Here is a 12,707-nt window from a genome sequence, read left to right as displayed (position 1 = left end):
GCGGCATTGGCCGCCGCGATCCCTTGGATGACGGGGGCGGTGGAATCCGGCTGGGTCATGCCCTTTCCCGCCGGATCATGTCACCGACGCGCGCGGAACCGGCAGACGGCGCAGCAATTCGGTGATCACGTCCTCGCCACGGATCCGGCGCACCCACATCTCGGGACGCAAGGTGATCCGGTGCGCCATGGCCGGAACGGCGAGCGCCTTGACGTCTTCCGGAATCACATAGTCGCGCCCGAGCAGCAGCGCACGGGCCCGCGACATCTGCACCAGATCGAGTTCGGCGCGCGGACTCGCACCCACCTCGACCTGCGGATGCGCACGCGTCGCACCGGCCAGCGCGACCACATAGCTGACCACATCCGGATGCACCGTGACGAATTCGACGGACTGGCGCATCTCCAACAGGCCGTTCGCATCCACCACCTGCACCACCTGTGGTGTCGCCGAACCGCGCTCCAAGCGGCGGCGGATCATCTGGCGTTCGTCGTTCTCCGACAGATAGCCCAGTCGCAGCTGCATGGCGAATCGGTCCAGCTGCGCCTCCGGCAGCGGATAGGTGCCCTCGTACTCGATCGGGTTATCGGTGGCGAGCACGATGAAAGGCTGGGGCAGCTGGAAGGTTTCGCCGTCGATGCTGACCTGGCCCTCGGCCATCGCCTCCAGCAGCGCGGCCTGGGTCTTCGGTGGGGTGCGGTTGATCTCGTCGGCCAGCAGCACATTGGTGAAGACCGGTCCGCGCCGGAAATTGAACCGGCCCGTCGACATGTCGTAGATGGTGGAGCCGAGCAGGTCGGCGGGGAGCAGATCGGGCGTGAATTGCACGCGGGTGAAGTCCAGGCCGAGCGCGGCGGCGAAGGACCTGGCGATGAGCGTCTTGCCGAGGCCGGGCAGATCCTCGATCAGGATGTGACCGCCGGCAAGTACGGCGATCATGATCAGCTGCAACTCATCCCGCTTGCCGACGATCACCCGGGAAAGTTCCCGGAGCACCGCCTCGCTGCGCTGGATGGTCGTGTCCATCGGCATCGTCATATGTCTACTCGCACTTGCCTCAAACCCATTCTCCTACGGCGGTATTCGATTTGGCATGACCGGGGCCCTACATGGTTACGCAAGCTGCCTCCTCCGGGCCTGACCGCTCATGCTGTATTGAATTTGGCATGACCGGGGCCCTACATGGTTACGCAAGCTGCCTCCTCCGGGCCTGACCGCTCATGCCGGGTCGGTTACATCTTTTGCAGGCAGCGCAGGATTTCGTCCAGCGCGGCCCGCCCCGGTGCGGGAGTCGTCTGATCCCGCAGTGCCGAGTTGGCCGGATCGACCCAGCGCCACAGCTCCGGGCCGAATTGCAAGATTCCGGCGGCCTCGGTCGCCTTGCGGTTCTTGGCGACCCGCAAACCGGTGGACAACTCGAATTCCTTGGCCAGCAGCGGACGCAGATGCCGATCCCAGTCGGCCCTGGTGCCCTCCGCGCGGTCGGCGAGCATCTCCGCTCTGGCATGCCAGTGCCGCAGCATTTCGGCGGGACCGTTGTCGATATCGTCGGATCCGGCATCGGTTTTGATGGCCGAACGGCCGGTCAACGACCAGATGAGCTGAATCATGGCCAGCGCCACCGGAACTCCGGCGGCAATGAGCAACGCGCCGCGGGCCTTGCCGAGGGTGATCAGCTCGATCAGCACGATGAGGATCAGCGCACCGATCACGATCGCGCGGTTCATACCATCTCCCCTTGCAGATCGGCCAGCACGATACGCAGCAGTTGTTCGGCCCGCATCCGCTGCCACTCCAGCATCGAATGCGGACTGAACCTGGCCTCCTCGAAGAGCGCGACCAATTCCCTTGCCGACGCGTCGTGTAGTGCGCCGCGCTCGAATGCGCGGGCCAGCACCTCCATCGGGGTATCCGAAGCCAGCGGCGCGGCCGCGCGATCGAAGGACAGCCCGCGTTCCATTGCGACGTAACAGGCGATGATGGCCTCGCGCGGATCCTGACCGGGCACATTCATGGCGGCCAGACCCATCTCGGCCGCCCTGGCGAGCGAACCCGCGACCGTCGGCGCGGCCGGGGGTACCGGGACCGGCGCCACAGGCGGCTTACGCTGCCCCGCCACCGCGACCACGATCAGCCCGATCAATGCCCCGCCGACCAGCACGGCGGCAGCGACCATGGCCACCAGTAGTGCGGTCCCCGTGAGGTGCTGGGTGGGCGCGCTGTCGGGGGTCGCGGGGGCGGTGACCGCCTCCTGCGGGGTGTGGGTGGCGGTACCGCGCGGCCCCGATGACGGCGTCGGCTCGCCCTCGCGGCCGAATCCGACGAAGAAGACCGCCGACGCCGCCGCGACGATCAAGGAAACGACCGCCAGCGCGGCCAGCACCAGTAGGCCGGTACGGCCGAGCAGTCCATGTCCGCGCTCGGAATCACGATCCACCTCCGGCATGGCCAGCGGCAGTCGATGCTGGCTGGCTATCACCCCGGCGATCAGGATCACCACCGATACCGTGAGCAGTACCGGCATCAATACCACTGAAATAGCCGATGGCACCGTGCGGTGATCGCCGGAATCATGGGCCCCGGGAATGTGGCCGCGCAATGCGATCGCGGCACACGCCAGTAGCGTGATCAGCACGATCACGCGCGATATCGGCGCTCCCGCCCTGGCCACTTGCTACCACCACATCTGAGTACAGCTCTGAACAGGCACATAGTTACATGCCGAGTGGTCCGCTCGGGAGTGAATCGAATACTTAGGATCGGCTCCTTTTTATCCGTAACCGGCAGTGCATTCACGTGGGTACGCAGCTAGCGGAGCACGACGGATCGGGCTGACGGAGTTCACTCAGGCGGCTTGCGGTCCGTGCCAGATCAGGGACGGCGGGAACGTCGGCCACCAGGTCGGATAGTGCGGTGCGCGCCTCGAGGGTGAGTTCGAGATCGGCGTCGTAGAGCACGTCGACCAGATTGACGAAGCGCATCGCCCAGTCGGGCGGGGCCTCGCGCAAGGGTGGGACGTTGCGCAAGGTCCATCGGCGAAAGCGGTGTGCCAGTTCGACGTAGTCCGAGGCGGCAGTGGCGGTGCCGCACAGGGCGGCGAAATCGAAAGTGATGGCGGAGCCATCGATGGCGTCGGCGTGGATCTCGCGGGCACCCGCGACAACAACCTCTGCGGTGCCGGCTTCTCTCGCATCGTCGATGCGGTAACAGCCGGAGGCGAAGCCCATACCGCTGTGCGCGGCGCGGGTTCGGTAGTCGAGTGGGCCGTCGACCGAGACGACATCCAGATGCGCGCGGATGCGCGCGATGGTCGGCAGGAAGCGGTCGTGGAACAACGGGTTGGGCAGCAGCTGCTCCGGCGGGTAATTCGAGGTCACCACCAAGACGATGTGGCGGGCGAATAGAGCGTCGAGCATGCGGGCGATCAGCATGGCGTCGCCGATATCGTGCACGTGGAATTCGTCGAAGCAAACCAGTTCGGCATGACCGAGCAGGTTGTCGATGGCCTTGTCGATGGCGCCCGATTCGTGTGCCGCGGTGTGCAATTGGGCGAAGAAGTTGTGGAAGTGGAAGCGGCGCTTGCGGTTCGAGGTTATGCCTGCGAAGAAGTCGTCCATCAACATGGTTTTGCCGCGACCGGGTCTGCCGTGCAGGTAGCTGCCGCGGTGCCGCTTCATCGGCCTGCCGTGCCGGTCGAGCAGCCCGAGCAAGCACGCGCGCGCCCGGAGTTGGTCGGCATCCAGTGTGATGTTGTCTTCCATGAGACCCTCCTGATCCTCTACAGTTGTAGAGGATCAGGAGACGCGGCCGCCAGCGAAGGTGATGATGTCCACAACCGACCGACGCGCGGCACTCGTCGATGCCGCCATCGATGTGATAGCCACCCAGGGCATTCGAGCGCTCACCCACCGCGCCCTCGATACCGCTCTCGAGCTGCCCGGCGGGTCGGCCTCCTATTACTTCCGCACCAAACGCGCGCTCATCGAGGCGATCGCGGACCGGATCACCACCCGCTCCCGCGACGACTTCGCCGAGCTCGCTCCGCCGCCATCGCTCGAGCCCGATAACATCGCGAAGGCCATTGCCGGCTGGCTCGACCGGCTACTCCTCGACCGCCGCAATCACCTGATCGTCCGGCATGCGCTGATCATCGATCTGCTCGGCGACCCGGAATTGCACCAACGGCTGACACACAGCCTGTTCTCGACCGAGCGGGCGCGAGAACTATTCCACACCTTGGGTTTTCCCGATCCCGATGGCGCCGCCGCCGACTTCATCGCGGTGGTCGAAGGCGCGGTCTTCGATAGATTCGCGGGCGCGCGGGCGCATCTTCCGGCAGGTACCCGGGACAGCATCGACCAACTCGCGGCCGTGCTGTCCCGCTATCTCACCCAGCCCCACTCGCTATAAGGCGTGCCCGTCGTGAACCCGCGGATTCCGGCAGCGGAATAGCGGATCAGTGACTCTTCCGGCAGTGCGTCGAGCGAAAACCATTGCAACCCATAGCTTTTATCCGGCTCCCGATTCACCGGCGCACCCGCCCAGCGCAGCGCATGGAAGAACAGCCCGAGCCGGGCTTCCCGCCCGGAGCCGATCACGTGCGCGGTATGAATCAGCCGCAGATCCGCCGGGTCGATGACAACCCCGATCTCCTCCCCCGCCTCACGCGCGGCAGCAGCGGTCGCGGACTCGCCGGACTCCAACTTCCCCGCGGGTAGATGCCACAGCCCATCGAACTCGTCCGCACTGCGCCGCCTGCTGAGCAACAGCTCACCGTCGCGGACGAGCAGAATATGCACGTCGACAAGATGACGCTCGGTCATCAGACTCCTCCCGTGCTGCACCGCTCCACATAACCAACCAGGGCATGCGGCGGACGGATCTCGGCGAATGCCGAAGTCGTCAGTTCGCGCTGAGCACCAGCCCTGAGGTCGGGACTCCCGTGCCTGCGGTAACCAGGATGTTCTCCAGGTTCGCCACCGGGTTGACGGAGGTGCCGCGGATCTGTCGCACCGCCTCGGCAATCCCGTTCATGCCGTGGATATAGGCCTCGCCCAGCTGTCCGCCGTGGGTATTGAGCGGCAGGCGGCCACCGACTTCGATGGCGCCGTCGGCAATGAAATCCTTTGCCTCGCCGCGTCCGCAGAAGCCGAGTTCCTCCAGTTGCATGAGGACGAACGGAGTGAAGTGGTCGTAGAGGATGGCTGCCTGCATATCCTCCGGACGCAAACCACTCTGCTCCCAGAGCTGATCGCCGACCAGACCCATCTCCGGCAGGCCCGTGAGGGCGTCACGGTAGTAGCTGGTCATGACATATTGGTCGGCACCGGAACCCTGTGCGGCAGCGGCGATTACGGCCGGACGCTGCGGCAGATCCCGGGCCCGCTCGACGCTGGTGACCACGATCGCGACACCACCGTCGGACTCCTGGCAGCAGTCGAGCAGATGCAGCGGTTCGGCGATCCAGCGCGAATTCTGGTGCTCGTCCAGGGTGATCGGCTTGCCGTAGAAGAAGGCGGCCGGGTTCACCGCGGCGTGTTTGCGGTCGGCGACGGCGACGCGGCCGAAGTCCGCGCTCGTCGCGCCGTAGACGTGCATATACCTGCGGGCGACCATGGCCACCTGCGCGGCCGGTGTCCCCAACCCCTGTGGATAGGACCAGCCCGCATCGATGCCCGAGGAAGTCGGCGCGGTGGCCAGCGCGGTGGAGAACTGGCCGAAGCGCGATACCGAACGCTCGTTGAAGGCACGGTAGGCGACAACCACATCGGCGACGCCGGTGGCGACCGCCATGGCGGCCTGCTGAATGGTGGCGCAGGCCGCACCGCCGCCATATCCGATGTGGCTGAAGAACTTCAGCTGCGGGATACCGACTGCACGTGCCACGGCCGCCTGGGTGTTGGTATCCATGGTGAAGGTGGTCAGGCCGTCCACATCGGCGGGGGTGAGGCCCGCGTCGGCGAGCGCCGCCGTGACCGCCTCGGCGGCCAAACGCAATTCGCTGCGGCCGGAGTCCTTCGAGAAGTCGGTGGCGCCGATGCCGACAATGGCGGCGCGGCCGGAAATCCCGGTGGTGCTGTCAGCGGTCATCATGGCCTCCGCAGTGCGATAACGGCTTTCGCCGTGATGTGGTCACCGAGGCTGTCGCGGCCGACGACATCGATATGGATGTCTTCGCCGTGGATCGCGGAGACGGTGCCGGAAAGTGTCAGGGTGTCACCGGCGTACAGCGGTACCCCCAGGCGCAGCGCGACCGATTTGACGATGGCGCGCGGTCCGGCCCAGTCGGTGACGAAGCGCTGCACCAGCCCGGTATCGGTGAGGATATTGACGAAAATGTCCTTGGAACCACGGGCGACGGCCTTGTCCCTGTCGTGGTGCACATCCTGAAAGTCCCTGGTGGCCAGGGCCGTACTGATTACGAATGTCGGATCGGCGGTAATGACCAACTCGGGCAGCGCGGTGCCGACCTCGATCGTGGCCGGCTCGACGTAGGTCATGCGATCACCCGCCAAACCGGCAGCACGGCCTCGTCGTCGAGTTTCTCGAACTCCACCTGCACCGGCAGGCCGATCTTGACATCGGCCGGATCAACGCCGCGCAGCTCACCGAGCATCCGCACACCCTCCTCCAATTCGACCAGCGCGACCACGAAAGGCAATTGCCGCCCGGGCACTTTCGGCGCGTGATGCACGACATAACTGAACACCGCACCGCGCCCGGAGGCGACGACATAGTCGGTCTGCTCCGACTTGTCCTGCCACAGTGCCGGAATCGGCGGATGCCGCAGCGTGCCGTCCGGCAGCCGCTGGATCCGCAGCTCCCCGGCCTTGGTGCCCTCCCAGAAGAATTCGGTATCCCAGGAGACCAGCGGTTTGACCCGTTCGCCCGCGGGCGCTTTCGGTGCAGTACCGGTGCTGGCGACCGCTTGCAGGTCGTTCGAAACAACACTGCCGGGCGCGAATTTCAGCAGCCGCCAGAGCATTTCGGCGACCACCTCGTCGCCCACCTGCCAGCTGATCTGGAAGGTGATGAACCACCCCGCACCGAGCGCGGTCCGCTTCGGGCCGCGGATATCGCACAGCCTGCTGGTCACCGCCACTTGCTCACCGACATTCAGGTATCGGTGGTAGGTCTGCTGGCAGTCGGTCGCGACCACCGAGGTGAAGCCCGCGCTGTCCAGCAGCTCGATGACCTGGTTCGTAGGATCGTCCGCCGCGCGGGAACCATTGAGCCCGAGCATGGTCCAGACCTGGATCATGGCGGGCGGCGCCACCGTGCCGGGATGTCCGGCGGCGCGCGCGGCTTCCTCGTCGACGTAGATCGGGTTCCGATCCCCGAGCGCCTCCACCCAGTTGTTGATCATCGGCTGGTTCACCGGGTCACGCCCGAGGCGTGGCGCGCAATCACCCGCCGCGATGATCTTCTCGGCGGCTTCGGTAATCGCTTCCGGAGTCATGGTTTCCGGCACGCGCGGCTCCTTGTCGTCGTGGCGTACCGCGCATCGGCGCGGATTCATCGAGGTACCCGAGGCAGTTTCAGCCCGGAGGAGGCGACCAGTTCGCGCATCACCTCGTTGACGCCGCCGCCGAAGGTCACCACCAGATTCTGTTTGGTTCTGCGGTCCAGCCAGGTCAGCAGTTCGGCGGTGTCCGGATCGGCCGGATCGCCGTAATGCCCGACGATCTCCTCGGCCAACCGGCCCGCCTCCTGCAGCGATTCGGTGGAATACACCTTGGTTGCCGAGGCATCGGCGATGACGGTGGCCTGGTCACCGTCGACGGTCGCGGCGACCTGCCAGTTCAACAGTTCGTTGAGCCGCGCCATGGCGTGGATGCGACCGAGCGAACGGCGCACATCCGCCTCGGCGAGCACACCGCGCGACTGGGCCCATTCGCGCGCCCGGTCGTAGAGCTGTTCGATCTTGCCGGACGGGCCGAGGCTCACGCGCTCGTGGTTGAGCTGGGTGGTGATCAGTCGCCACCCCTTGTTCTCCTCGCCCACCAGCATGTCGGCGGGCACCCGGACATTGTCGAAATACGTGGCGTTGGTGTGGTGCGCGCCATCGCAGGTGATGATCGGCGTCCAGGAGTAGCCGGGATCGGTGGTATCCACGATCAGGATCGTGATGCCACGGTGCCGTGACTCGACCGAGCCGGTGCGGCAGGCCAGCCAGACATAGTCCGCCTCATGCGCACCGGTGGTGAAGATCTTCTGCCCGTTGACGATCCAATCGCCGGATCCCTCGCGCACCGCACTCGTGCGCAGCGCGGCGAGGTCGGTGCCCGCCTCCGGTTCGGAGTAGCCGATCGCGAAATGGATATCGCCGGAAAGGATTCCGGGCAGGAACTTCGCCTTCTGCGCGTCGGTGCCGAAACTCTGCAGCGTCGGCCCGACCGTCAACAAGGTGACCAGCGGCAGCGGAACATCCGCGCGCACCGCCTCATTGAAGAAGATCTGCTGTTCCATCGGCCCGAAACCCTGGCCGCCGAACTCCTTCGGCCAACCGACACCGAGCCAACCGTCCGCACCCATCCGGCGCACCACCGCACGGTAGGCGTCACCGTGGCGGTTGATCGCCATCTCGGCCTCCTCCTCGGGAGTCACGAGATCGGCGAAGTACGCCCGCAATTCATCGCGCAGCTTGCGCTGCTCCGCGGTCAGATCGATGAACATCTGGCCCCCAATCGATCGAGTCGGAACGATTCGCCGCCGAGCCAGCGGGCGATGTCCTTGGCCTGCGAGAAGTAGCGGTGCATCGGGTGGGTCACATCGACCCCGAGGCCACCGTGCAGGTGATGACATTTCTGCATGGCGGCGGGCAGTTCGGCGGCCACGGTGTAGGCGAGCACATCGAGGTCGTCATCGATGCGCTCCTGATGCGGCCGTGTCGAATCAGACTGTGCCAGCGCCCAGTTCGCCGAAACGGCGGCGGCGTGCAAGGTCCGCGAGACGACGTAAACATCGGCGATCTGCTGTGCGACGGCCTGGAATTCGGCGAGCGGCCGATTGAACTGCCGCCGGGTTCGCAGGTGCTCGGCGGTGAGCAGGAGTGCACCTTTGAGCAGTCCGTCCGCCGTCGCACCGATCGAGGCGATGGCCAACCGGTGCAGTTCACCGATACCGCCGGGCAGCAGTTGCTCGGCCGGAATCTCGACCTGGTCCAGGCGCACCGAACATTCCGGAATCCCGCCGGAAGCCGGTGACGGCGTCAGGGTGAGCCCCGCCGAATCCGAATCAACCAGTGCGATACCGGAATTCGTCGGAATCAAGAGCCAGCGCGCCTGCTCCGCATACGGCACCGCCACCTTGTGACCGGTGATGCGCACGGTGTCCCCATCGGAAACCGCGGTGGTCTCCGGCTTGACCACGAACGGATTCGCGCGCTCGCTGAGCGCGGCGGTGAGCACCGCGCCCTCGGCGACCTCCGAATAGACCCGCTCGGCGACGCTGTCCGGCAATCCGGCCAGCAGCGGCAGCAGGCCGAAGCCGAGGGTCGGCAGGGCGGGCACGGCCACCGCCTCGGCGGCCAGTTCGGTCAACAGGACCGAGACCTCCGCCAAGCCCATACCGTCACCACCGAACCGCTCCGGCAGCGCGAGCGAGAGCAGTCCGGTCTCGATCAGACTCGGCCACAGCTCGATATCGCGTGCCGGTTCACGCTCCAGCAAACTCACGACGACCTCGGCCACGGCATCCTGGCCCTCGTCCCGGGTGAAGTCCACGCTTTACTCCCAGTTGGTTGGTCGACTAGCTGTCGGTGTCGCGAGGCAGTCCGAGGATTCGCTCACCGGCCACGGTCAACAGAATCTGCTCGGTCCCACCAGCAATCGACAAACAGCGCGTGAGCAGGAACTCTTTTACCACCTCTGAGTCCTGCGCACCGGTTGGACCTGCCGTTTCCACCGCAAATTCGGCCACTGCCTGGCGGTGCCGGACACCGACGAGCTTGCGCACACTGCTCTGCGCTCCCGGATCACCGCCCGCCAGCATCCGAACCGCGGCACGCTGTTCCAGCAACAGTCCAGCGATCGCATCGGCGACGAAGCCGCCGAGCCGATCGTTCAATAGCTCCGCCCCCGGCCCGGTGGCCGGCAGTTTGGCGATGAGCTCCTCCAGCACCGGCCCGATCCCGCTGCCGCCCATGGCGACTCGTTCGGTCGACAGGGTCGAGCGAGCGATCTTCCAGCCGTTGTTCAGCGCGCCGACCAGACCGTCGTCGGGCACGAACACATCGTCGAGGAAGACCTCGCTGAACCGTGCCTCCCCGGTGATCTGCACCAGCGGACGCACCTCGAGCCCAGCGCTGCGCATATCGACGAGGAAGTAGCTGATACCGCGGTGCTTCGGTGCGTCCGGATCGGTGCGGGCCAGGCAGATCGCCCAGTTCGCCCGATCACCCAGCGACGTCCACACCTTCTGTCCGCGCAGCACCCAACCGCCGTCGACCTTCTTGGCGGTGGTGCGCAGCGCGGCCAGATCCGAACCGGCCTCCGGCTCACTGAACAGCTGACACCAGACCACCTCGCCGCGCAGCGTCGGCCACGCGAAGCGGTCGATCTGCTCCTGGGTGCCGTGCTGCAGCAGGGTCGGAATGGCCCAGCCGCCGATCGTCAGATCCGGCGACTCCAGGCCCGCGCGCCGCAGCTCCTCCGAAATCACCAGGCCCGTCATGGGATTCGCGCCGCGCCCGTACGGTGCGGGCCAGTGCGGCATGGCGAGCCCGGCGTCGACCAGCGCATTGCGCCGTTGATCGGCAGGCAGCGCGGCGATCGCGGCCACCTCGGCGGCCAGCTCGTTCAGATTGCTGTCATCGACCTCCACCCCATCGGCGGCGAAGACCCGGTCCGCACCGGTGGTCCGTCGCTGCCCAGCCCGGGTCAGCTCGGTGACCCTGGCCCGCCAGCGCGCCGATCCGCCGAGCAACTGCCGCAGTGCGGTGGCCCGGCGCAGGTAGAAGTGCGCGTCGTGCTCCCAGGTGAAACCGATGCCACCGAGCACCTGAATGCAGTCCTTGGCGGTCTCGACCGCGGCGTCCAGCGATATCGCGGCGGCGATGGCGGCCGCGATGGGCAGTTCCGCACCGCCCTCGTCGACCGCGGCCGCGGCATCGGCCGCGACGGAACGGATCAGCTCCGCCCGGCAGAGCATCCACGCGCAAATGTGTTTGAGCGCTTGGAAAGAGCCGATCTTGCGCCCGAATTGCTCACGCACCTTGGCGTATTCGACGGCGGTCTCCAGGCACCAGCCCGCCACACCGGCGAGCTCGGCCGAAACCAGTACCGCGAGAAGATCTTCCACCGCATGCGGCGACTCGAACACCCGGTCCGCAGGCACTCGCACCTCGGCGCAGTACACACGCGCCAGTGGCGTACTCGGGTCAGCGGGTGCCAGCGCCTCGATGCGCAGCCCCTCGGCATCGGGCCCGATCATGCACCAGCGCAACCCATCCGGCGTCTGCACCGGCAACAGCACCGAAGTACCCGATGCAGCGCCGAGCACCGATTCCCAGATACCCGTGAGCAACAACTCATCGGATGCGACCGGTACGCTGACCACGTCCCCCTCGACAACGAAGTCGAGCGCAACACCGCACGGCATATCCTCGGCGAGCGCGCCCGCGGTGACCAGGTTCGCCAATGCGGTGGACAGCACCGGCCCACCGACCAGATCGTGCGCCGCCTGCTCGACCAATACCGCCAGGTCGGCGACCGATCCACCGTGGCCGCCTGCGGCTTCGGCAATGGCAACCCGGAAAATTCCGAAGTCCGCCAACCCCGGCCAATATGCGCGCCAGAAGTCCGTCGGCTCGTCCCGCATTGTTGCAATAGGACGTACCGATCCGGCCCATCCACGCATCGACTCCTGAACGGCTTTATGCTCGTCAGTGGTGGCGATGGTCACAGTCCGTACCGCCTTTCCGGCGTGACTCCCACACCTAGAACATGTTCTAATATCCTAGCTGGGCGGAAGTCAAGAGACGACCGATGCCCGTTGCCGGAATGCAGGAAAGGACTCTCATCAATGGCCAGTCCCTCCCGATCGCAGCCAGCCGATTCGAATGCGGCCGGGCAAGCATCGGCCACCGCGACGGTCACGACGCTGAGCGAGGACGAGCTCAGCTCGGCCGCGCAGCGGGAACGGCGTAAGCGAATTCTGGACGCGACGCTCGCACTGGCCTCCAAGGGTGGTTACGACGCGGTGCAGATGCGTGCGGTGGCCGAACGCGCCGATGTCGCGGTCGGCACGCTGTACCGGTATTTCCCGTCCAAGGTGCATCTGCTCGTTTCCGCGCTGTCGCGGGAATTCGAGCAGATCGAGGGCAAACGCAAACCACTTGCCGGCCAGACGCCGAACGAGCGCATGCACCTGCTGCTGACCCAGATCACCCGAATGATGCAGCGCGACCCCTTGCTCACCGAGGCGATGACGCGCGCGTTCATGTTCGCCGACGCCTCGGCCGCCGCGGAGGTCGACCGGGTCGGCAAGGTGATGGACCGGGTATTCGCCAGGGCCATGAATGACGGCGAGCCCACCGAACGCCAGTTGGCGATCGCGCGGGTCATCAGCGATGTCTGGTTGTCGAATCTGGTCGCCTGGCTGACCAGACGCGCCTCGGCCACCGATGTGACCGAGCGACTGGAACTCACCGTGGATCTGCTGCTCGGCGACAACGGCGGCAACAGCTAGCGATTGCGCGCGGGCCG

13 protein-coding genes are annotated in these 12,707 nt (G+C 66.2%); 2 read left to right on the top strand and 11 right to left on the bottom strand.

From position 1 onward, the window contains the following. Nucleotides 1-75: 75 nt before the first annotated feature. The 4 genes from ACQPYR_RS03140 to zapE all read right to left on the bottom strand — a co-directional run bounded on the left by ACQPYR_RS03140 (nucleotide 76) and on the right by zapE (nucleotide 3,761). The gene (locus ACQPYR_RS03140; RefSeq protein ID WP_387294502.1) at nucleotides 76-1,038 is read right to left on the bottom strand and encodes an AAA family ATPase; all 963 of its coding nucleotides are present in this window, start codon (nucleotides 1,036-1,038) and stop codon (nucleotides 76-78) included. A 194-nt stretch (nucleotides 1,039-1,232) separates the two neighbouring features. Then, entirely contained in the window at nucleotides 1,233-1,727 is a 495-nt protein-coding gene (locus ACQPYR_RS03135; protein WP_433627354.1) for a hypothetical protein, read from the bottom strand. Next, nucleotides 1,724-2,671 (bottom strand): DUF4129 domain-containing protein, encoded by a 948-nt coding sequence (locus ACQPYR_RS03130; protein WP_433627351.1) that lies wholly within the window; start codon nucleotides 2,669-2,671, stop codon nucleotides 1,724-1,726. Before ACQPYR_RS03130 ends, ACQPYR_RS03135 begins: the two co-directional genes overlap by 4 nt. A gap of 121 nt (nucleotides 2,672-2,792) precedes the next feature. Then, nucleotides 2,793-3,761 (bottom strand): cell division protein ZapE, encoded by a 969-nt coding sequence (gene zapE, locus ACQPYR_RS03125; protein WP_433627348.1) that lies wholly within the window; start codon nucleotides 3,759-3,761, stop codon nucleotides 2,793-2,795. 61 nt (nucleotides 3,762-3,822) lie between these two features. On the opposite strand from zapE, the gene ACQPYR_RS03120 reads away from it, so the two are divergent. Continuing rightward, entirely contained in the window at nucleotides 3,823-4,410 is a 588-nt protein-coding gene (locus ACQPYR_RS03120) for a TetR/AcrR family transcriptional regulator (protein WP_433627346.1), read from the top strand. Here ACQPYR_RS03120 and ACQPYR_RS03115 read toward each other — a convergent pair. The 7 genes from ACQPYR_RS03115 to ACQPYR_RS03085 form a co-directional block, all read right to left on the bottom strand. Further along, entirely contained in the window at nucleotides 4,383-4,823 is a 441-nt protein-coding gene (locus tag ACQPYR_RS03115; RefSeq protein ID WP_433627343.1) for an NUDIX domain-containing protein, read from the bottom strand. The genes ACQPYR_RS03120 and ACQPYR_RS03115 overlap by 28 nt on opposite strands. Before the next feature lie 79 nt (nucleotides 4,824-4,902). Then, entirely contained in the window at nucleotides 4,903-6,093 is a 1,191-nt protein-coding gene (locus tag ACQPYR_RS03110; RefSeq protein WP_433627340.1) for a lipid-transfer protein, read from the bottom strand. Then, nucleotides 6,090-6,500: a MaoC family dehydratase gene (locus tag ACQPYR_RS03105; RefSeq protein WP_063042739.1), complete on the bottom strand. Its 411-nt coding sequence runs from the start codon at nucleotides 6,498-6,500 to the stop codon at nucleotides 6,090-6,092. Before ACQPYR_RS03105 ends, ACQPYR_RS03110 begins: the two co-directional genes overlap by 4 nt. Next, nucleotides 6,497-7,459, bottom strand: coding sequence for a bifunctional MaoC family dehydratase N-terminal/OB-fold nucleic acid binding domain-containing protein (locus ACQPYR_RS03100; protein ID WP_433634997.1), 963 nt, complete (start codon nucleotides 7,457-7,459; stop codon nucleotides 6,497-6,499). The genes ACQPYR_RS03105 and ACQPYR_RS03100 overlap by 4 nt, the downstream gene beginning before the upstream one ends. A 56-nt stretch (nucleotides 7,460-7,515) precedes the next feature. Then, nucleotides 7,516-8,676, bottom strand: coding sequence for an acyl-CoA dehydrogenase family protein (locus ACQPYR_RS03095; RefSeq protein WP_433627337.1), 1,161 nt, complete (start codon nucleotides 8,674-8,676; stop codon nucleotides 7,516-7,518). Next, complete coding sequence (locus ACQPYR_RS03090; RefSeq protein WP_433627334.1) at nucleotides 8,661-9,725, bottom strand: acyl-CoA dehydrogenase family protein; 1,065 nt, start codon at nucleotides 9,723-9,725, stop codon at nucleotides 8,661-8,663. Before ACQPYR_RS03090 ends, ACQPYR_RS03095 begins: the two co-directional genes overlap by 16 nt. Before the next feature lie 25 nt (nucleotides 9,726-9,750). Beyond that, nucleotides 9,751-11,904 carry an acyl-CoA dehydrogenase gene (locus ACQPYR_RS03085; protein ID WP_433627331.1) on the bottom strand — a complete coding sequence of 718 codons (2,154 nt, stop codon included), beginning with the start codon at nucleotides 11,902-11,904 and terminating at the stop codon, nucleotides 9,751-9,753. 120 nt (nucleotides 11,905-12,024) lie between these two features. On the opposite strand from ACQPYR_RS03085, the gene kstR reads away from it, so the two are divergent. Beyond that, nucleotides 12,025-12,690, top strand: coding sequence for a cholesterol catabolism transcriptional regulator KstR (kstR, locus tag ACQPYR_RS03080; protein ID WP_433627329.1), 666 nt, complete (start codon nucleotides 12,025-12,027; stop codon nucleotides 12,688-12,690). Nucleotides 12,691-12,707: the final 17 nt, after the last annotated feature.

The organism is Nocardia sp. CA-120079 (assembly GCF_050955745.1).
Classification (GTDB): Bacteria; Actinomycetota; Actinomycetes; order Mycobacteriales; family Mycobacteriaceae; genus Nocardia.
The sequence above is the reverse complement of the archived record's forward strand: the minus strand, read 5'-3'. Positions and strand labels throughout refer to the sequence as shown.